The organism is Buchnera aphidicola (Sitobion avenae) (genome assembly GCF_005082585.1).
In the GTDB taxonomy this organism is placed as follows: Bacteria; Pseudomonadota; Gammaproteobacteria; order Enterobacterales; family Enterobacteriaceae; genus Buchnera; species Buchnera aphidicola_Z.
In genome coordinates, this window is record NZ_CP034855.1 from 512,804 (window position 1) to 534,193 (window position 21,390).

Annotated in this window: 14 protein-coding genes, 1 tRNA gene, 1 other RNA gene and 1 pseudogene; 13 read left to right on the forward strand and 4 right to left on the reverse strand. The window is 24.7% G+C overall.

The features are described 5' to 3' along the window. Position 1 precedes the first annotated feature (1 nt). A complete protein-coding gene (gene cyoA, locus D9V77_RS02355) occupies positions 2-922 on the reverse strand; it encodes a ubiquinol oxidase subunit II (RefSeq protein WP_158338705.1) in 921 nt (306 codons plus the stop codon). 249 nt (positions 923-1,171) lie between these two features. On the opposite strand from cyoA, the pseudogene D9V77_RS02360 reads away from it, so the two are divergent. The 8 genes and pseudogenes from D9V77_RS02360 (at position 1,172) to D9V77_RS02395 (ending at position 13,635) form a co-directional block, all read left to right on the forward strand. Then, positions 1,172-1,496 (forward strand): annotated as a pseudogene (locus tag D9V77_RS02360) (BolA family protein). 101 nt (positions 1,497-1,597) lie between these two features. Further along, positions 1,598-2,923, forward strand: a complete 1,326-nt coding sequence (tig, locus tag D9V77_RS02365) for a trigger factor (RefSeq protein ID WP_158338709.1) — start codon at positions 1,598-1,600, stop codon at positions 2,921-2,923. A gap of 139 nt (positions 2,924-3,062) precedes the next feature. Further along, on the forward strand, positions 3,063-3,680 hold the full coding sequence (gene clpP, locus D9V77_RS02370; RefSeq protein WP_158338711.1) for an ATP-dependent Clp endopeptidase proteolytic subunit ClpP: 618 nt from the start codon (positions 3,063-3,065) through the stop codon (positions 3,678-3,680). Positions 3,681-3,775: 95 nt separating this feature from the next. Then, complete coding sequence (gene clpX, locus D9V77_RS02375; RefSeq protein WP_158338713.1) at positions 3,776-5,062, forward strand: ATP-dependent protease ATP-binding subunit ClpX; 1,287 nt, start codon at positions 3,776-3,778, stop codon at positions 5,060-5,062. A gap of 186 nt (positions 5,063-5,248) precedes the next feature. Then, positions 5,249-7,588, forward strand: a complete 2,340-nt coding sequence (lon, locus tag D9V77_RS02380; RefSeq protein ID WP_158338715.1) for an endopeptidase La — start codon at positions 5,249-5,251, stop codon at positions 7,586-7,588. 124 nt (positions 7,589-7,712) lie between these two features. Then, on the forward strand, positions 7,713-9,581 hold the full coding sequence (locus tag D9V77_RS02385) for a SurA N-terminal domain-containing protein (RefSeq protein ID WP_158338717.1): 1,869 nt from the start codon (positions 7,713-7,715) through the stop codon (positions 9,579-9,581). A gap of 540 nt (positions 9,582-10,121) precedes the next feature. Continuing rightward, entirely contained in the window at positions 10,122-11,852 is a 1,731-nt protein-coding gene (locus D9V77_RS02390) for a SmdA family multidrug ABC transporter permease/ATP-binding protein (protein WP_158338719.1), read from the forward strand. A gap of 40 nt (positions 11,853-11,892) precedes the next feature. After that, entirely contained in the window at positions 11,893-13,635 is a 1,743-nt protein-coding gene (locus tag D9V77_RS02395; protein ID WP_158338721.1) for a SmdB family multidrug efflux ABC transporter permease/ATP-binding protein, read from the forward strand. 4 nt (positions 13,636-13,639) lie between these two features. Here D9V77_RS02395 and ffs read toward each other — a convergent pair. After that, positions 13,640-13,735, reverse strand: an RNA gene (gene ffs / locus D9V77_RS02400) — signal recognition particle sRNA small type. A gap of 220 nt (positions 13,736-13,955) precedes the next feature. On the opposite strand from ffs, the gene dnaX reads away from it, so the two are divergent. The 4 genes from dnaX to adk all read left to right on the forward strand — a co-directional run bounded on the left by dnaX (position 13,956) and on the right by adk (position 18,822). Next, positions 13,956-15,074, forward strand: a complete 1,119-nt coding sequence (dnaX, locus tag D9V77_RS02405) for a DNA polymerase III subunit gamma/tau (protein WP_158338723.1) — start codon at positions 13,956-13,958, stop codon at positions 15,072-15,074. Between the two features lie 635 nt (positions 15,075-15,709). Continuing rightward, positions 15,710-16,039: a YbaB/EbfC family nucleoid-associated protein gene (locus D9V77_RS02410; protein ID WP_158338725.1), complete on the forward strand. Its 330-nt coding sequence runs from the start codon at positions 15,710-15,712 to the stop codon at positions 16,037-16,039. A 159-nt stretch (positions 16,040-16,198) separates the two neighbouring features. Next, on the forward strand, positions 16,199-18,076 hold the full coding sequence (gene htpG / locus D9V77_RS02415; protein ID WP_158338727.1) for a molecular chaperone HtpG: 1,878 nt from the start codon (positions 16,199-16,201) through the stop codon (positions 18,074-18,076). Positions 18,077-18,144: 68 nt separating this feature from the next. Then, the gene (gene adk, locus D9V77_RS02420; RefSeq protein WP_158338985.1) at positions 18,145-18,822 is read left to right on the forward strand and encodes an adenylate kinase; all 678 of its coding nucleotides are present in this window, start codon (positions 18,145-18,147) and stop codon (positions 18,820-18,822) included. Here adk and D9V77_RS02425 read toward each other — a convergent pair. Further along, positions 18,796-18,869, reverse strand: a tRNA-Arg gene (locus tag D9V77_RS02425). The two genes, adk and D9V77_RS02425, sit on opposite strands and share 27 nt — an antisense overlap. 154 nt (positions 18,870-19,023) lie before the next feature. Here D9V77_RS02425 and folD point away from each other — a divergent pair. Further along, positions 19,024-19,881 carry a bifunctional methylenetetrahydrofolate dehydrogenase/methenyltetrahydrofolate cyclohydrolase FolD gene (gene folD, locus D9V77_RS02430; RefSeq protein WP_158338729.1) on the forward strand — a complete coding sequence of 286 codons (858 nt, stop codon included), beginning with the start codon at positions 19,024-19,026 and terminating at the stop codon, positions 19,879-19,881. Positions 19,882-19,888: 7 nt separating this feature from the next. Here the strand turns inward: folD and cysS are convergent, their stop codons facing one another. After that, positions 19,889-21,271 carry a cysteine--tRNA ligase gene (gene cysS / locus D9V77_RS02435; protein WP_158338731.1) on the reverse strand — a complete coding sequence of 461 codons (1,383 nt, stop codon included), beginning with the start codon at positions 21,269-21,271 and terminating at the stop codon, positions 19,889-19,891. Between the last annotated feature and the right edge of the window lie 119 nt (positions 21,272-21,390).

Here is a 21,390-nt window from a genome sequence, read left to right on the forward strand (position 1 = left end):
TCTATTTCTCCATGTTAGAATTTTTCTGTGTAATTTTATGAATAATATTTTTGTCTATTATTTTAAAATTTTTTATGGAATATTGATTTTTGATTTGATCAAATAAATGTTTTTTAACACTAGAAAAATATTCTATAGAATAATTTTCATTTGGGACAGATATTCTATTAAAAATTTTCATTGTATTTAATTTTAAAGATGAGTTTTTTATTTTCTTAATCCAATCTATAAAAGTAGAATTTTTTAGAACAGATATGGCAGAAAATTTCATATTAGAAAAACCTTTACCACTATAATTAGAAGAAATTCCTTTATATTTACCTGGATTATTAGCAATTAAATTCAATTCTGTTGTCATTCCAGGCATGGCATATATTTGACTTCCTAAAGATGGAATGAAAAAAGCATTCATAACAGAGTTTGCAGTAATTCGAAAAATGATAGGTCTGTTAACAGGAAACATAATTTCATTAATAGTTGCAATTTTATAATCCGGATAAATAAATAACCATTTCCAATCTAATGCCACTGCATCTATTTTTATAGGATCATTAAAAGAAACTATAGGTTTTTTCGGTTCTAATTTATGACTATAATTCCAAGATAAAAAAGCTAAAATAGAAACTATTACTATAGGAATAGTCCATACTACGATTTCTATTGTTTTTGAATCACACCAATCAGGTTTATATGTTTTATTTATATTAGTAGAACGATATTTAAAAGAAAAATATATGGTCATGAAAATTACAGGGATAATGATGAATAACATCATTATAAATGCTATTAATATTAATGAACATTCTTCTACAGCAATTGCTCCATGAGGACTTAATAATAAACTATTACACCCATTTAGAATAAAAAATATTAACATTAATGATAATATTTTGAAAAAATAATTATAATTTATAAATCTCATTCAAAAACCTCAAAAGTAATATAATTATTATTAAAATATTTTTAGAAAAACTATTTCCATTAGAAAATTTTTTATCAATATTATTGACTGATAAAAAACTAATAATTTGTGAAATAATTGAATTATTTTTTAAAAATTGATAAAATTTAAAATGTTTTTGAAATTTTTTAAAAATAATTTAGTACTTCTTAAACAGTATAATATTTTTATAATTTTTTTTATTAATAAATTAGGACGTAACATCAATTAATGACTCTAGAAAAAATAAAAAAATATTTAATATCTAAAATACAAATAAACTTGATTGAAATCTATGATGATAGTCCATTTCACAATCATACAGAAAAAGGTCTTACACATTTAAGAATAACGATTGTTAGTAATCATTTTATTGATCAAAAATTAATCGATAGACACCGCATAATTTTTGCCATATTATCAGAATTATTCAAAAAAAAAATATATTCATTAACATTAAATGTCTATACTTTACACGAATGGAATGATAAAAAGTTTAAAAAAAATAATAATTCTAAGTGTTTAAAAAGAAAATAATATTTTATCAGTTTATTAAAATTTTTTCATAAAATAATTATAATATTCATTCAAAAAAAAAATTTAAAACAGTGCTATATCTGTAATACACTGATAAAAGCAATCGGTTGAGGTAATAAGATGAAATTTTTTATGGAAAAAAATAAAGATGCAGGTCATCGTGTTACAATTAAAATTCCAAAAACAACAGTCAATAATTCTCTTTTTAGAGAATTTATGAAAATCAATCAAACAAATAAAATTAATGGATTTAGAAAAGGTAAAGCACCTATTAAAGTCATACAAGAAAAATATGGAAATTCTGTTTATTATGATGTATTTAGAGAACTAATGCAAAAATTTTTTTACGAGTTTACGAATAAAGAAAAAATAAAAACCATTGGTTCTCCAAAATTTTACATGCATGATAATAAAGATAACAGTAAAGAATACTTTGAATATTCTGTGATTTACGAACTATATCCAAATTTTCAAATACAAGATGTAAAAAAAATAAAAGTAAAAAAAATAAACGTACAAATGACAGATGAAGAGATCAAAAAAAATATAGAACGATATCAAATAAAAGAAAACATATGGAATTCAGTCAACAAACCTATTAAACCTAACGATCGTGTCACAATTAATTATTGCATTTATGAAAATAATAAAAAAATTAAAAAATTTAATGCACAAAATATTAGTTTTATTGTCTCTCAAAACACACTAATACCGCAATTAAATTACAAAATAATTAATCATTTTATAAATGATATTGTTTTTTTTAAAATTAAATTCCATGCATTTTATCCAGAAAAAGAACTTCAAAATAAAGATATAACATTTAAAATAAAAATCATCAAAATTGAAAAAAAACAAGAAGAACTAGAAGGAAATAGAAAAAAAAATACTTTAGAAAAAAAAATTAATCAATTACACTACCAAACTATTAAAAATAATCTTAATTCTCGAATTAATATAATAACTGAAAAGTATTTAGAAGATCAACTAATACAAAAAATAATCGAAAAAAATATTATTTTGATACCTCCGCTTTTATTTCAAGAAGAAATAAAAATTTTATACAAACAATATAAAAAGAAATATAAAGAAGAAAACTCTAATCTTTTAGAAAAAAAATACCATTTTGATCTGAATTTGAAAATTAAAAAAAGATTATCTATTCGAGTCATAATGGAAAAAATTATTTATGATAATCAATTAGTTGCAGATGAAAATAACATACAAAAATTAATTAAAAAAATATCTTCAAACTATAAAAAACCAAAAGAAATTATTAATTTGTATAATAAAACTCCAAACTTAAAAAATACTATAAAAAATATAGAGTTAGAAAATCAAGCCATGTTTTTATTAAAAAAAATTATTAAAATTGAAAATGAATATTGGAATTTTGATCAATTTATAAATTATAAGTGGATGAATCATGAAGAATTAATTTTTTAATAAATTAGCATATTCTAATAACAAAAATTTTTTAATATATAAATTTTTAAATATGATAATTAAATTATTTAATAATGAAATTACCAAAAATATAATATTAATTATTAAAAATAATATTGAACATTTTCGGGAATAAAAAATGTTATACAATAATAAAAAAAATTCATATGCGACAACCTTAATTCCGATGGTTGTAGAACAACATTCTAGAGGAGAACGTTCATATGATATATATTCAAGATTATTAAAAGAACGAATAATCTTTATGACAGGAACTATTGAAGACAACATAGCTAATAATGTTGTAGCTCAAATATTATTTTTAGAAGCTGAAAATCCAGAAAAAGATATATTTTTATATATCAATTCTCCTGGAGGTATCATTACATCAGGTTTATCTATTTATGACACTATGCAATTTGTAAAACCAAAAATTAGCACTATTTGTATGGGACAAGCATGTTCCATGGCGGCTTTATTATTAACAGCAGGAGCTAAAGGAAAAAGATTTTGTTTACCCAATTCAAAAGTTATGATTCATCAACCTTTAGGTGGATGTCAAGGACAAGCTTCAGATATTGCTATTCATGCTCGAGAAATAGTAACAATGAAAAAAAAATTAAATAAATTAATGTCATTCCACACTGGTCAATCTATAAAAAAAATAAACAAAGATACAGAACGAGATTGTTTTTTATCAGCAGATGAATCTGTTAAATATGGACTAATCGATTTTATTTTAACTCAACGTTCATAAAAAAATCAACTCAATCAAGTTTCAATAAAATATTTAATAACACACATAGAATCTATTTACTCAAAAATATAAAACGTGTAAAAAAGAGGTTAAACATGACAGATAAGAGTAAAGAAAATTCTAAAAATCTTCTTTATTGTTCTTTTTGTGGAAAAAATCAAAAAGAAGTACAAAAGTTAATAGCTGGTCCAACAGTATATATATGTGATGAATGTATAAGATTATGTAATGATATTATTACGGAAAAAAATCCAAAACATAAAATAAATCATACCAAAAATAGAATAAATGATTTACCCACACCACATGAAATAAAAAAACACCTTGATAATTATGTAATCGGACAGGATTATACAAAAAAAGTTCTATCTGTCGCAGTTTACAATCATTATAAACGTCTTAGTAATTTTAACAATCAAATAGATTCAGTTGAATTAGGTAAAAGCAACATTTTATTAATAGGCCCAACAGGAAGTGGAAAAACATTATTAGCACAGACGTTGGCTAAATTTTTAGATGTACCATTTACTATTGCAGACGCGACAACTCTCACCGAAGCTGGATATGTAGGAGAAGATGTTGAGAATGTGATACAGAAATTATTGCAAAAATGCAAATATGACGTAAAAAAAGCAGAACTAGGTATTGTTTATATAGATGAAATAGATAAAATAGCAAGAAAATCTGATAATCCTTCAATTACTAGAGACGTATCAGGAGAAGGGGTACAACAAGCTTTATTAAAATTAATCGAAGGAACATTAGCTTCTATTCCTCCTCAAGGAGGACGAAAACACCCACAACAAGAATTTTTGCAAGTAAACACTTCAAATATTTTATTCATATGTGCTGGTGCTTTTTCAGAACTATCTAAAATTATTTCTAAACGACTAGATACAGGAACAGAAATAGGTTTTAATGCTGATGTTAAAGAGAAAAAACAAAAAATACTAGAAGATGTTTTATTAAAACAAGTGGAACCTGAAGATTTGATAAAGTTTGGATTAATTCCTGAATTTATTGGTCGTTTACCAATAATAACTATATTAAATAAATTAACTGAAGACATGTTAGTTAACATATTATGCAAACCTAAAAACGCGTTAATTAAACAATATCAAACATTATTTAACCTAGAAAAAGTACAATTAGAATTTAATACAGAATCTGTCATAGCCATAGCAAAAAAAGCCATGAATAAAAAAACAGGTGCTAGAGGATTACGATCTATTATTGAAAATATATTACTTGATATAATGTATAAATTACCATCTATGGTTAATATAGAAAAGGTGTTAATTAATGAGTTTGTTGTAAATGGTAATGCATTACCCAAAATAATATATGGAAAAAACAAATCACAAAAAGCATTAGGTGAATAAAAAAAAGACATCTGATGATCTAAAAAATAAAAGCAATTATCTTTTATTTTGTCAAACGCTTAGCATCAAACGTCAAGCGACCATTCCGATATACTTGGCTAATTATAGATGTAATTGCATGTTTCATTACATTGTGCAATTTGTAAATATTATAAATATCGGGAAATTCAACTAAGAGAGAGCTCTATGAATTCTGAGCGTTCTGAACGCATTAAAATCCCTGTATTACCATTACGAGACGTAGTTGTATATCCCTATATGGTAATTCCATTATTTGTAGGTCGTAAAAAATCGATTAAATGCATTGAAAATTCGATGAATAACGACAAGAAAATTATGTTGATTGCACAGAAAGAAGCATCTAAAGATGAACCTACTACCAATGATTTATTCAATATAGGAACTATTAGTTCTATTTTACAAATGTTAAAATTACCAGATGGTACAGTAAAAGTATTAATAGAAGGATTACAACGTGCCTATATTAAAAACTTAACAAATAATGGAGAACATTTTGTTGCAGAAGTAGAATTAATCATTTCTCCTACTATTTTAGATAAAGAGCAAGAAGTATTAATTCGTACCACAGTAAATCAATTTGAATCTTATATCAAACTGAATAAAAAAATTCCATCAGAAATATTAAATACTCTTAACAACATTAAAAGTTCAGAAAAACTAGCAGATACTATTGCTGCTCATATGCCATTAAAATTAAATGATAAACAATCAGTACTAGAAATACGTAATATAAATGAAAGACTAGAGTTTTTAATGGCTATTATGGAATCAGAAATAGATTTACTGAAAGTCGAAAAAAGAATTAGAAATCGTGTTAAAAAACAAATGGAAAAAAGTCAAAGAGAATACTACTTAAATGAACAAATAAAAGCAATTCAAAAAGAACTTGGTGATATGGATGAAATTCCAGATGAAAACAAAATATTAAAACGCAAAATCAAAGCATCAAAAATGCCAAAAGAAGCACGAGAAAAAACAGAATCAGAATTACAAAAATTAAAAATGATGTCACCCATGTCTGCAGAGGCAACAGTAGTACGAAGTTATATTGATTGGATGATACAAGTACCTTGGCATATTAGAACAAAAATAAAAAAAGACATTCAACAAGCTAAAAAAATTCTTGATATTGATCATTTTGGCTTAGAAAAAGTTAAAGATAGAATATTAGAATATCTAGCAGTGCAAAGTCGTAAAAATAAAATAAAAGGTCCGATTTTATGTTTAATTGGACCTCCCGGCGTCGGAAAAACATCGCTAGGAAAATCTATCGCAAGATCTACGGGTAGAAAATATGTAAGAATGGCTTTAGGAGGAATAAGAGACGAAGCAGAAATTAGGGGTCATAGACGTACATATATAGGTTCTATGCCCGGAAAACTAATTCAAAAAATGGCAAAAGCAAAAGTTAAAAACCCTTTGTTTTTATTAGATGAAATTGATAAAATGTCTTGTGACATAAGAGTAGATCCGGCATCTGCTTTATTAGAAGTATTAGATCCAGAACAAAACGTAACTTTTAACGATCACTATTTAGAAGTGGATTATGATCTTTCAGATGTTATGTTCGTGGCTACATCTAATTCCATGAACATACCTGCACCACTTTTAGACCGTATGGAAATTATTCGTCTTTCTGGTTATACTGAAAACGAAAAGCTAAATATAGCAAAAAGATATCTATATCCAAAACAAATCGAAAGAAATGCACTGCAAAAAAATGAATTAAAAATTACTGATTGTGCAATGATCAGTATCATTCGCTATTATACTCGTGAAGCAGGTGTTCGCAGTTTGGAACGTGAAATCTCTAAAATATGTCGAAAAGTAGTAAAAAATTTACTATTAGATAAATCTTTAAAATATGTTGAAATAAATAGTAAAAATTTAAAACAATTTTTAGGGGTTAAACGTTTTGATTATGGAAAAATTCATAGCTCTAATAAAGTTGGTCAGGTAATTGGTTTAGCATGGACTGAAGTAGGTGGAGAATTACTAACAATTGAAACGGCATGTGTATCCGGAAAAGGAAAACTTATATATACAGGTTCTTTAGGCGAGGTGATGCAAGAATCTATTCAAGCAGCGTTAACTGTAGTTCGTTCACAATCTGATAAATTAGGGATTGAAAAAGATTTTCATGAAAAATATGATATTCATGTCCATGTTCCTGAAGGCGCAACACCAAAAGATGGACCAAGTGCAGGTGTAGCAATGTGTACGGCAATAGTTTCATCATTAACAAAAAATCCTGTGAAATCTAATGTTGCAATGACTGGAGAAATAACTTTACGTGGACAAATACTACCTATCGGAGGATTAAAAGAAAAGTTATTAGCAGCACATCGGGGAGGAATTAAAATAGTATTAATACCCCATGAAAACAAACGTGATCTAGAGGAAATACCTCAAAATATTATTGAAGGACTGCAAATACATCCAGTAAAAAAAATTGAAGAAGTATTAAATGTAGCATTAGAAAAAAAACCTTATATTTCAATATAGAAAAAATAATATTATACAGATAAAAAATGAAATTTGGCTGACAAAAAATTGTCAGCCTTTATATTTGAATATAGTAAAAAAATTTTTTATTTCAAGTAATAAAAAAATATAGGATCGTCATATTATGACAAAACGTTTAAAATTCCGCCCAACTCATATTATAGTTAAGTGTATTTTGGGATTAATTATTTTATCATTAATATTAAGCACTATAAGCAGTTATATAAATAAAGATTCTGAAAAATATATAGCAAAAGTAAATGGCGAAGGAATCAATTTTAATGTTTTTAAAAATATGTATCTTATTGAACGAGAAAAACAAAAAACAAAACTAGGAAAAAATTTTTTTAAACTCAGTAATAATAAGAAATTCATAAAAGAAACTTACGATTATATTTTATCTCAATTAATTAATAATATTCTTTTAGAACAATATACAAAAAATATGCATTTCAAAGTAGATGATCATCAAATAAAGAAAATAATATTAAATGCTCCTATATTTCAAAAAGACAAGAAATTCAATAAAGAACGATATTTTAATTATCTTACATCAATTAATTTAACTAATCATGAATATATCAACATAATTAAAAAAAAAATCAATACTGAAAATTTAATAAGTTCTATCATTAATAGTAATTTTATTTTAGAAAATGAAGCACAAAATATCATAAATCTATTATCTCAAAAAAGAATTATTAAAAAATCAATCATTAAAATAGATTCTGCAATTTCTAAGCAAAATGTAACTAATATCGAAGCAAAAAATTATTTTTATAAAAATAAAAATGATTTTGATATTCCAAAAAAAATTAAAATTAGTTTTGTTAAACTAACACTTGATAAATTTAAAACAACTTGCAACAATAAAGAAATTTATGAATGGTATTTAAAAAACATTAAAAAATATTCAACAGAAGAAAAAAGAAGATACAGTATAATTCAAATTAAAAATAAAAATGAAGCATTACTAATATTGTCTAGATTACATAATAGACCAGAAGATTTCTCAAAAGTTGCTAAAGAAAAATCAATAGATCCAATTTCATCAAAAAAAGGTGGAGATATTGGATGGATGTCAAGTAATGATATTCCAAATGAAATTAAAAATGCAAATTTGAATCAAAAATATCAAATATCTAATATTATTCCATTTAACAACGAATTTTTAATTGTTCAATTGAATGATATTATAATTAAAAAACAAAAAAAAATATATGAAGTATCTGATATTATTAAAAATGAAATAAAACATCAAAAGTCATTACACTTATATAATATGTTAAAAAATAAAATATCTAATACTGTTAAGAAAAAACCAGACCAAGTGGAATTGATTCTCAAAGAAAATAATATATCAACTCAAGAAACTAATTGGTTCGATAAAAACTCAATTCCTGCAGTTCTAAATAGTCCCATATTAAAACGAATCATTTTTAACACACAGTCATTCCGAAAAAATACAATAAAAAAACCAAATTTATCTTTTATTATTTTAAAAAAAAATCAATCTTTTTTAATTAAAATTAAGGATTTCAAAAATAAAAAAACACAAATGTTTAAGAATATTAAACAAAAAATCATAAAAAAATTAAAACTTATAAAAGCAATTGAAGAAACAAAAAAAATATCAGAAAAAATTGTTAATGAATTAAAAAATGGAAAGATGAATTTATTTCAAGAATTAAATCTTTCTTTTGCTAATCCTGAAATTATATCTCGTGATGATCAAAATTTTATCACACCTATAGTATTTTCTTTGCCTCGCCCACAGAAGGAAAAAAAAGTATATACTTTATATCAGGATAAAAATAAAGATTTTATAATTATATCCCTTGAAAAAGTTTATAATTCAAATTTTTCTCAAAAAGAAAAAAATATTATTTTTGAATATTTAGAAAAAAACAATACTGAAATAATTTTCAATTCTATTCTTAAAGATCTTCATGAAAAATCAATCATTACATATGAAAAAATAAAAAAAATATAACTTATTCTTCAAAAAATTTATTTAATATTAACATTTTTTATCAATACTAAAAAGTTTATAAAAATTAAAACTTAATTAAAAGAAACATTAATAATTATCTTTTTATATTAATACCTTTCATATAATTTTTTCTTGCTAGAAATCATATATTAAAATTGAAAGCAACCTATTTTATTGAATGATATTATAAAAAGTAACTATATTCTTTAAAAGAATATTATCATAATATTCTATCAGTCTGATAAAACTTATATTTCTGACTTAGTTAAAATTAATATTAATATTAACATTTAATTAAAAAATAAATATTATTAATAAAGGAGATGTACTTAGAAAAGACATATTTAATAGATAAATTTAAAAATTATACAATAAACTTCTTTATAATATAGATACAATACATTTTTAAAAAAATCATTAAATATTAATAATCGTTTATAAAAAAATTAATTTTTAGATTTAAAAAATATTTAAAAAAAACATGATAAACACATTAGTGTTGCAAAACACTTTTATAATATTGAAACTTTAGGATTTTTTGTGAAATTGTTCAATCAGTTAAGATGGTTTTTCCTGCGAGAATGGAAAAGATATTTAGGAGCAATTTTATTATTAATAATTATTGCTATTTTACAATTATTACCACCTAAAATAGTTGGTATTCTAATAGATTTAATTATAAAAAAAAATATGCATGGATTACAAATATTACCATGGATTTCAATTATTTTTATAGTAGCTATAATTGTGTATATGTTACGTTATTTATGGAGAGTATTACTATTTGGAGCGTCTTATCAATTAGCTACGGAACTTCGAGTAAAATTTTATTCCTATCTAAGTCAACAAAGTCAAAAATTTTTTTTAAAAAATAGAACTGGAGATTTAATAGCTAGAGCTACAAACGATGTTGATCGTGTAGTTTTTGCTGCGGGAGAAGGTGTTTTAACACTTGTAGACTCATTAATTATGGGATGTTCTGTTTTAATAGTTATGAGTACTCAAATTAGTTTTTTATTGACAGCAATTTCTTTAATTCCTATGCCAATTATGGCTATATTAATTAAAAAATACGGGAAAGAATTACATGAAACTTTTCGTAATGCTCAAATCGCTTTCTCTTCATTAAACAATCATACACAAGAAATATTGACAAGTATTAGAATGATTAGGTCTTTTGGATTGGAAAAAAATCAATCGAATAAATTTGATCTAATTACAACTAATACAGGCAAAAAAAATATGGAAGTAGCTAAAATAGATGCTTGTTTCGATCCAGTAATTTATTTATCAGTAGCTTTTTCTAATTTATTAGCCATTACAAGTGGAGGATATTTAGTATGGAATAATCAGATTACTATAGGACAACTAACTAGTTTTATTATGTATTTAGGATTAATGATTTGGCCAATGTTAGCACTGGCATGGATGTTCAACATAGTTGAAAGAGGTAGTGCAGCATGGGATCGAATATATTCAATTATAAACAAAGAATTATATATTAAAGATGGAAATAAAATGATTCCGTCATCTCCTGGTATATTAACTGTTAATATTGATAAATTTTATTATCCAAATAATCAAATACCATCTTTAAAAAATATAAATTTTCTTCTAAAACCAGGAAAAACTCTTGGTATTTGCGGTCCTACAGGATCTGGAAAAAGTACGTTGTTAAAACTTATTCAAAGACAATTTGGTTTTAATAAAGAAGAAATACTTTATCATTCTTTATCATTATTAGACATTAAAATCGATGATTGGCGAAGTCGAATTGCAGTTGTAAATCAAACTTCTTTTTTATTCTCAGAAAGTATAGCTAATAATATTTCTTTAGGAAAAACTAATGCATCTCAAAAAGAAATTGAAGAAGTAGCGAAATTAGCTGATGTGCATAAAGATATCTTATGTTTACCAAAACAATATGAAACTCAAGTAGGAGAACGTGGTGTAATGTTGTCAGGTGGTCAAAAACAACGTATTTGTATAGCACGTGCATTATTATTAAATGCAGAAATATTAATATTAGATGATGCACTGTCTTCTGTTGATGCTCAAACAGAAAATAATATTTTAAAAAATATTAATAAATGGAAAAAAAAAGGACACTCATTAATAATTACAGCACATCGTTTATCTGCATTAATTAATTCAGATGAAATCATAGTAATAAAAAACGGTATGATTCTACAAAGAGGAGATCATTTTAAACTAGTTCAAGAAAACAATTGGTATAAATATATGTACTATTATCAACAATTAGAAATATAAAACTTGAGGATAACTAAAAAATAGGTGAAAAATTTATAATATGGATCATTTAATTGAGTTTTGGCCAATTTTAAAACGTTTACTAATTTACGTAAAACCTTATAAAAAAAAATTAATTATAGCATTTATTTTGTTATTTAGCGGATCAATATCAGAAGTTTTAGGACCAATTTTAATCAGTTATTTTATTAATAATATTCTATCTAAACATCAATTACATTTAATAACAATATTCACTATAATCATACTATTTATATTGTCACAAATCTTATCAGTTTTTCTAAATTATTTTCAAAATATTTTATTTAATAAAATAGCAGTAAAAAGTATCAACAAATTACGTCAAGATGTTATGCATGCTGCATTGCAACAACCAATTAGTGAATTTGATTCACAACCCATTGGACAAATGATTTCAAAAGTAACGAACGATACTGAAGCTGTAAAAGAACTATATGATACAGTAGCACCGACATTATTTCGCAGTATAATATTAATTTTTATTATATTATTTGCAATGTTTACTCTTGAATGGCGTATGGCGCTTGTAGCTTTATTGATTTTACCATTAGTTATTACAATCATGTTGATTTATCAAAATTATAGCACTCCACTTTTAAGAAAAATGAGATATTATTTAGCTGAAATTAATAATAAATTTAATGAAACTATTAACGGGATGAATGTTATTCAACAATTTCGACAACAATTAAGATTTGAAAAAAATATAAAACAAAGCAGTGATTTACATTATATATCACGCATGAAAATATTGAGATTAGATGGTTTTTTATTGAGACCATTACTCAGCTTGTTATCTGCTTTGATATTATGTAACTTTATGATTTTGTTTAGTTTTTTTCCAGTTGGAGTTTTTGAAGTAGGAATATTATATGCATTTATCACTTATCTCGGACGACTCAATGAACCTTTGATTGCAATTACTATACAGCAATCAGTGCTACAGCAATCTATTGTAGCAGGAGAAAGAATATTTTCACTTATCGATTCACCTAAACAAAAATATGGAAAAAGCACAAAACCATTAAAAAGTGGAAAAATTAATATAAAAAATATTAGCTTTCACTATAAAAACTGTAAAAAAAATATACTAGAAAATATTAATATCGACATCTCTTCTAAAAGTTTTGTTGCATTCGTGGGACATACTGGTAGTGGAAAAAGCACTTTAGCAAGTTTACTCATGGGACATTATCCACTAAAGCATGGAAAAATATATTTAGACAATCAATCTATTGATTCAATAAGTCATTATATCTTGAGAAAAAATGTATTAATGGTACAACAAGATCCAATAGTTCTTTCAGATACTGTTTTTTATAATATAACATTAGGAAGAAAAATATCTGAAGAAAAAGTTTGGGATATATTAGAAACCGTTCATCTTTCATCTTTAGTGAAATCTATGAAAAAAGGAATTTATTCTATACTAGGGGAAGAGGGAAACAATTTATCTGTTGGTCAAAAACAACTATTAGCTATTGCCAGAATATTAGTTGTGCATCCTCAAGTACTTATATTAGATGAAGCCACTGCTAATATTGATTCCGGGACAGAGAAACTAATTCAGAAGACGTTATTATCAATACGAAAAAATTGCACATTAATAGTAATTGCACATAGACTTTCGACAATTGTTGAAGCAGATTTAATTGTAGTTTTAAAACAAGGAAAAGTTTTTGAACTTGGTACACATGAACAATTATTAAAGAATAAAAATTGTTATTGGAAAATGTATAAATTTCAATCATCTAAATTTTAAGAGTTTCTGTTAGCTGTATCATAACACCTGTATTAACTGATGCGGCTGCTTCCTTCCGAATCTGACCAAGTATTCAATATAACAGTGTTTGGAGCTAACAGAAAACTCTATTATATGTTCTTTATAATAGAAATTATTATATATTCTTTATAATAAAAATATAGATTTTTATTCTATAGAATAAATTTTAAATTTACAACTAATATTTAGTTTTAAATTTTATTCACAAAAAATATTAAAAAATCAAAGAAGAATACTTTCATATTATAATGAATATTGATAGCATAATAGTCTTTTTGACTAAATATTATAAAATTTATATGAACTATGAAATATTAGCACGAAAATGGCGTCCTCAATCTTTTAAAGATATTATTGGTCAAAAACATATTGTCACTGCCATATCTAACGGATTATCTCTTGGACGCATTCATCATGCATGGTTATTATCTGGTACCAGAGGAATTGGAAAAACTACAATTGCTCGATTACTGGCTAAAAGTTTAAATTGTCAAAAAGGTATAGCTTCAAATCCTTGTAGAAAATGTATTATCTGTAAAGAAATAGAAAAAGGATTATGTTTAGACGTACTTGAAATAGATGGAGCATCTCGTACGAAAGTAGAAGACATGCGAGAAATGCTAGATAATATTTATTACGCTCCTACTAAAAGTCGTTTTAAAGTATATTTAATTGATGAGGTTCATATGCTTTCTCGCCATAGTTTTAATGCACTTCTTAAAACACTGGAAGAACCTCCTGCACATATTAAATTTATTTTGGCAACCACGGATATAGAAAGAATTCCTAAAACTATTATTTCTCGTTGTTTATCTTTTAAATTAAAAACAATTTCTGAAGAAAAAATATTTAAATTTTTAAAGTCTATTTTAATAAAAGAATCCATTGATTCTGATGAATATTCTTTAAAAAAGATATCTCATTATGCCAAAGGAAGCATACGAGATGCACTTAATTTACTAGAACATGCTATAAATCTCGGAAATGGTTCTGTTGATATTAAAAATATCACAGAAATATTGGGAATCCTACCTGAAAAATATTCTTTTTTATTAACTGATGCAGTTTTAAAAAAAGATCCAAAAAAAACAATGTTATTGTTAAATAAAATCAGTGCTATAGGAATAGAATGGGAAGAAGTTTTAATAGAAATGTTGCGTTTTTTATATCATATTTCAATATCACAAGAGTTTCCATTAGTATGGGAAAAATTTTTTACTGAAACATATAAAAATCAGATTCAAATAATCGCTCAAAATGTTAATAAAAAAAATATTCAGTTATGTTATGAAATACTTTTAAATGGAAGAAAAGAACTAAAATTTGCTCCTAGTCAAAAAATAGGAATAGAAATGTCTTTACTACGTGCGATCACTGCAATACAAAAAAATAAATCTAGTGTTAATAAAAATGAATGATATAACAGATTTAGTTTTAAAAAATAGAAATGAACTATTAAAAAATAAAAAAAATAAGATCTTTCCAAGATAATATAAAAAAGACATCTGTAAAAAAACGAACTTAATTTTAAACAACAAAAATTATCATTTAAATATTTTAAAAAATAAAAAAATAATAATTTTAAACGAAAAAATATAGATCTTTAGTATGCAAAATATGTAAGTTAAAAAAACTACCTGAAAACATTCAACAGTTAGAAATGAATATCATACGTAAAAATACTTTAGAATATTGGTATATACATTCATCTAATAGAAAAAATATCTAAAAAAATACAATACATAAACTAGGTTAAAAAAAGAACTACATAAAATAACTACAAAAAAAATTCAACTAATCATAAAAAAATGAGCTGAAAATATTCACTCATTATGAATTATTTTATAAAATATATAAAAGATATTAAAAAAGCATTTATTATTAAAAAAGCATTTATTATTAAAAAAGCATTTATTATTAAAAAAGGATCCTAATATTCAAATATAAAAAATGTTTTAATATAGAATTACAGAACAATAATATTAATTTAATTTGAATAAACTCAGAAATAAAATATATATCATATTTTATTATAAAAAGAGAGAAAATATTTATGTTTACTAAAGGTGGTTTGGGTAACTTAATGAAGCAAGCACAACAAATGCAAGAAAAAATGGCAAAAATACAAGAAGAAATAGCTAAAATGGAAGTGACAGGAGAAGCAGGTGCTGGATTAGTTAAAGTAACTATTAATGGAGCTCATAATTGTAGACGAGTAGAAGTAGATCCTAGTCTTCTTCATGATGACAAAGATATGCTAGAAGATTTAGCAGCAGCTGCATTTAATGATGCAACAAGAAGAATATCTGAAGTACAAAAAAAGAAAATGTCTGCCATATCTACAGGAATACAAATGCCTAATGGACTAAATATACCTGTTTAAATAATATTTAAAAATAATATTTTTTAGAAGTTTTTTACTAATAAACAACTAAAAATTAATATAAAAAAATTTGTTTTTATTGAAAAAAACTTCTTTTAAAGAGTCACTTTCTATATTTTAAAAAATATTTTTATTATTAATTTAAAAAGAGATGTCTGCATGAAAACGCAAAAAAAAGAAGTTTATAACTTTCAATCAGAAGTCAAACAATTACTACATTTAATGATTCATTCGCTATATTCTAATAAAGAGATTTTTCTAAGAGAACTAATATCAAATGCATCAGATGCAATAGATAAATTACGTTTTGAGTCTATATCATCTCCAGAATTGTATGAAAATGATAACGATATAAAAATTAAAATATCTATTAATAAAGCACAACGAACACTAACTATTAGTGACAACGGTATCGGCATGACCAAACAAGATACCATTGAAAATCTTGGTACAATTGCCAAATCAGGAACGAAATCATTTCTTAAATCTTTAGAAAACAAACAAAATAAAAAAAATGAATTGATCGGAGAATTTGGAGTAGGTTTTTATTCATCTTTTATTGTGTCAGAAAAAGTATCAGTTAGAACTAGATTTGCTGGTTCACAATCTAATGAAGGAACATTGTGGGAATCTTCAGGAGAAGGAGAATATAATATTACAAATATTATAAAAAAAAATAGAGGAACTGAAATTACTTTATTCTTAAAAAAAGAAGAAGAAGATTTTTTAGAAATATGGCGAATTAAAAGTATAATTAGCAAATACTCTGATCATATTACGGTTCCAATACACATACAAAATTATGATGAAAAAAATAAAACATATTTTTGGGAACAAATTAATAAAGCTGAAGCGTTATGGACGTTAAAAAAATCTTCTATTACTGATAACGATTATAAAGATTTTTATAAACATCTGACAAATGATCAAAATAATCCACTTATATGGAGTCATAATCGTGTAGAAGGTAATCAAGAATATATTAGTTTATTATACGTTCCTAAAAAAGCAGCCTGGGATATATGGAATAGAGATAATAAACACGGTTTAAAATTATATGTTAAACGTGTCTATATTATGGACAATTCTCAAGCTTTTCTTCCTAATTATTTACGTTTTATAAGAGGTTTAATAGATTCTAGTGATTTACCTTTAAATATTTCTCGTGAAATCTTGCAAGATAATTCTATTACAGAAAAATTAAGAAAAGCACTTATCAAAAGATCTTTAAGTATGCTAAATAAACTGGCACAAAGTGATAGTGAAAAATATCAAACTTTTTGGAATCAATTTGGACTTGTCTTAAAAGAAGGTCCTGCAGAAGATAATGAAAATTTAAATCAAATAGCAAATCTATTACGTTTCGCATCTGTAAAAAACAATAGCCCTGAACAAAAAACATCTTTACAAGAATATATATCTCATATGAATGAAAAACAAGAAAAAATATATTATATTACCGCAGATAGTTATTCCGCAGCAAAAAATAGTCCTCATATAGAATTATTTAAAAAAAATAATATTGATGTTTTATTATTATCTGATCGTATTGATGAATGGATGATGAATTATCTTTCTGAATTTGAAGGTAAAAAATTTCAATCTATTAGCAAAGAAGATTTATCACTTAATAATCTAACAAAAGAAAAAAAAATAAAAAATGATGAAGTTTCAACAGAAATAATTGAATTTCTAAAAAAAACAAAAAAAATACTTGGAGACAAGGTAAAAGATGTAAGACTAACGTATCGATTAACAGAAACCCCCTGTGTTTTACTAAGTGACTCCACTGAAATGACCACACAAATGGCTAAACTTTTTTCTGCAGCAGGACAATCAGTACCAGAATTAAAATACATTTTTGAAATTAATCCAGAGCATGCTTTAATAAAAAAAATTTGTTTAATTAATAATGAAAACGAATTGAATGAGTGGATAAAATTATTATTAGATCAAGCGTTATTAGCTGAAAAAGGTAATTTAGAAAATCCACATAAATTCATTGCTAGAATAAATAAATTACTTCTTAACCAATAAAAAATATGATTACTACTATCGTAATAGTAGTAATCTCACAATTAACATTTATAAAAAAAGAAAAAATTATGCGTATTATTTTACTAGGTGCACCTGGTACAGGAAAGGGGACACAAGCAAAATTCATTACAGAAAAATATAAAATCCCTCAAATATCTACAGGTGATATGCTACGAGAAAGTATTTATTCAAAAAATAAAATAGGAAAAATTATTAAAAATATTATTGAAAAAGGAAAACTAGTTTCTGATAAAATTGTATGTGATTTAATAGAAAAAAGAATTTTAAAAAAAGACTGTATAAATGGTTTTATATTAGATGGTTTCCCAAGAACGATTGAACAAGCTCTTTATTTGTCACAAAAAAAAATAAAAATAGATTATGTGTTAGATTTTATAATGCCGCATCAATCTATATTAGAACGCATATCAGGTAGACGTATACATGTTAATTCAGGACGTACGTATCATATAAAATTTAATCCTCCAAAAACTCGAGACCAAGATGATATAACTGGAGAAGCATTAATTATAAGAAAAGATGATCAAAAAGAGAGTATTAAAAAAAGATTAGAGGAATACAAGAAAACACATCATCTATTAGTGCAATATTATACTAGTCAAAAAAAAATAGACAATGTACAATATTTTAAAATTGATGCTATGAATTCATTTTTATCAATTAGAAAAACAATAGAAAAAATTTTAAGAAATAATTTTTGCGTTCTACAGGATTCGAACCTGTGACCTACGGCTTAGAAGGCCGTTGCTCTATCCAACTGAGCTAAGAACGCATAAAAAATAAAATTATGTTAAAATCTATCATTAATATGATATATATGCAACTAAATTATTAATAATACTTTAATATATTTAATTATACTGACATGTATTATAGTAATATTTTTGTATATAATAACACATGAAAAATAATTGAGTCACTTAATAATGTCAGCAATAATTATAGATGGTAATAAAATAGCTAAAAAATTGGAATTAAAAATTCTAAAAAAAGTTAATAAAAGAAAAAAAAATGGAAAAAAAATACCTGGATTAGCAATGATTTTGGTAGGGAATAATATTCCTTCACAAATTTATGTAAGCAAAAAAAAAATAGCATGTAAAAATGTTGGTTTTTTCTCAGAATGCTGGAATTTTCCTAATAATGTTGATGAAATAGAAATATTGAGTCTAATTTCTAAATTAAACAAAAATGAAAATATAGATGGAATCTTGATACAATTACCACTCCCCCAACACATAAATCATTTAAAAATTTTAAGGAGTATTATTCCAGATAAAGATGTAGATGGATTTCATCCATATAATACAGGTTCCTTATGTCAAAGAACTCCAAAACTGAGAGCATGTACGCCTAAAGGTATTATTACAATGTTAAAATATAATAATATAAAAACTCATGGGTTACATGCAGTAATGGTAGGAGCATCTAATATAGTGGGTAGACCTATGAGCTTAGAATTATTATTAGCTGGATGTACAACTACTGTTACACATCGATTTACCAAGAACTTAAAATATCATGTACAAAATGCTGATTTATTAATTGTTGCAGTTGGAAAAGCTAATTTTCTAAAAGGACATTGGATAAAAAAAGGATCGATAGTTGTAGATGTGGGAATTAATAGATTAGAAGATGGAAAAATAGTAGGTGATGTAGACTTTAAAAACGCATGTTTAAGAGCATCTTATATAACTCCTGTACCAGGTGGTGTTGGTCCTATGACAGTTGTGACTTTATTACAAAATACATTAGAAGCTTGTGAAAATCATGATGATTTTTAAAAACTTTTTATTTTTTACGCCATACTGTTCCATCTGGCAAGTCTTCTAATATGATATCTAAAGATATTAATTCTTTTCTGATGTCATCAGCTTTCTTCCATAATTTCAAATGTCTTGCAATATTTCTTTTTTCTATGAGAAATTTTATTTTTTTTAAAATAGATGAATTTAATGTAGTTTTTCCTTGTAAAAAATCTTCAGGTTTTTGCAATAAAAAACCTAAATTGTTTGCTAGATATTTTAATCTGAAAGAAAATTTATTAGTTTTTAATATATCTTTATTTTTAAAGAAATTAATCTTACGCGCTATTTTAAAAAAAATAGAAAATACCTTGGGAGTATTGAAATCATCGTCCATAGCATTATGAAAATCAAGTTGAAAGTTAATACCTTCTTCATTATTAGATAAAGGGTGAGTATTATATAAGGCTGTATATAAATATTTCAAAGACATATATGCTTGATCTAAATTTTTCTCACAATAATAAATAGGATGACGGTAATGTGTGGAAAGAAAAAAATAACGTAACACTTCAGGCTCATATTTTTTTAAGACATCTCTTAAAAGATAAACATTTCCTAAAGATTTAGACATTTTTTGATTATTTATAATTACCATACCAGTATGCATCCAAAAATTTATTATTGATTTGTTATTAAAACATATGGATTGAGACATCTCATTTTCATGATGAGGAAAAAGAAGATCGGAACCACCTCCATGAATATCTATAACATTTTTAAAAAATGCATCAGTTATAGCACTACATTCAATATGCCATCCAGGACGACCCCTTCCCCATGGAGAATTCCAAGAACATTCCTTATTAAAAATTTTCCAAAGTATAAAATCTAACGGATTGTTCTTCATATTATTTATAGGAACACGTACACCAGATTTCAATGAATGTAAAGATTGACGAGATAAAATTCCATAATTAGCATCACTATCTACAGAAAATACAACATCACCATTGTTATTTATATATGCATGTTTTTTTTTTATTAATTCTTGAATTATATCAATAATATTATCGATATGATCTGTAACACGAGGTTCTTTATTAGGCGAATCAATGCCTAATAATTTAAAATCTTTATGCATTTCTTTTATCATTGAAGTAGTAAAAGAACTAATTGTACTATTTTCTTTTCTTGATTTTAAAATAATTTTATCATCAACATCAGTAATATTCCGAATGTATTCTACTTGAAAACCGGAAAAACGTAAATAACGAACCATGATATCAAAAAATACAAAAGTACGTCCATGTCCAACATGACACAAATCATACACAGTAACCCCACATACATATAAATTAATTTTATCTTTCTGAATAGGTTTAAAAATTTCTTTTTTTCTAGTTCGTGTATTAAAAATTTTCAACATTCTCAATATCCTATAAAAATATAATAAAGAAAATAAAATATATTATTTTCTATATTACCAATGTGCTAAACTGATAAAATTATTATTTACTAGAAGTATTTATAAAACAATATTTTTAA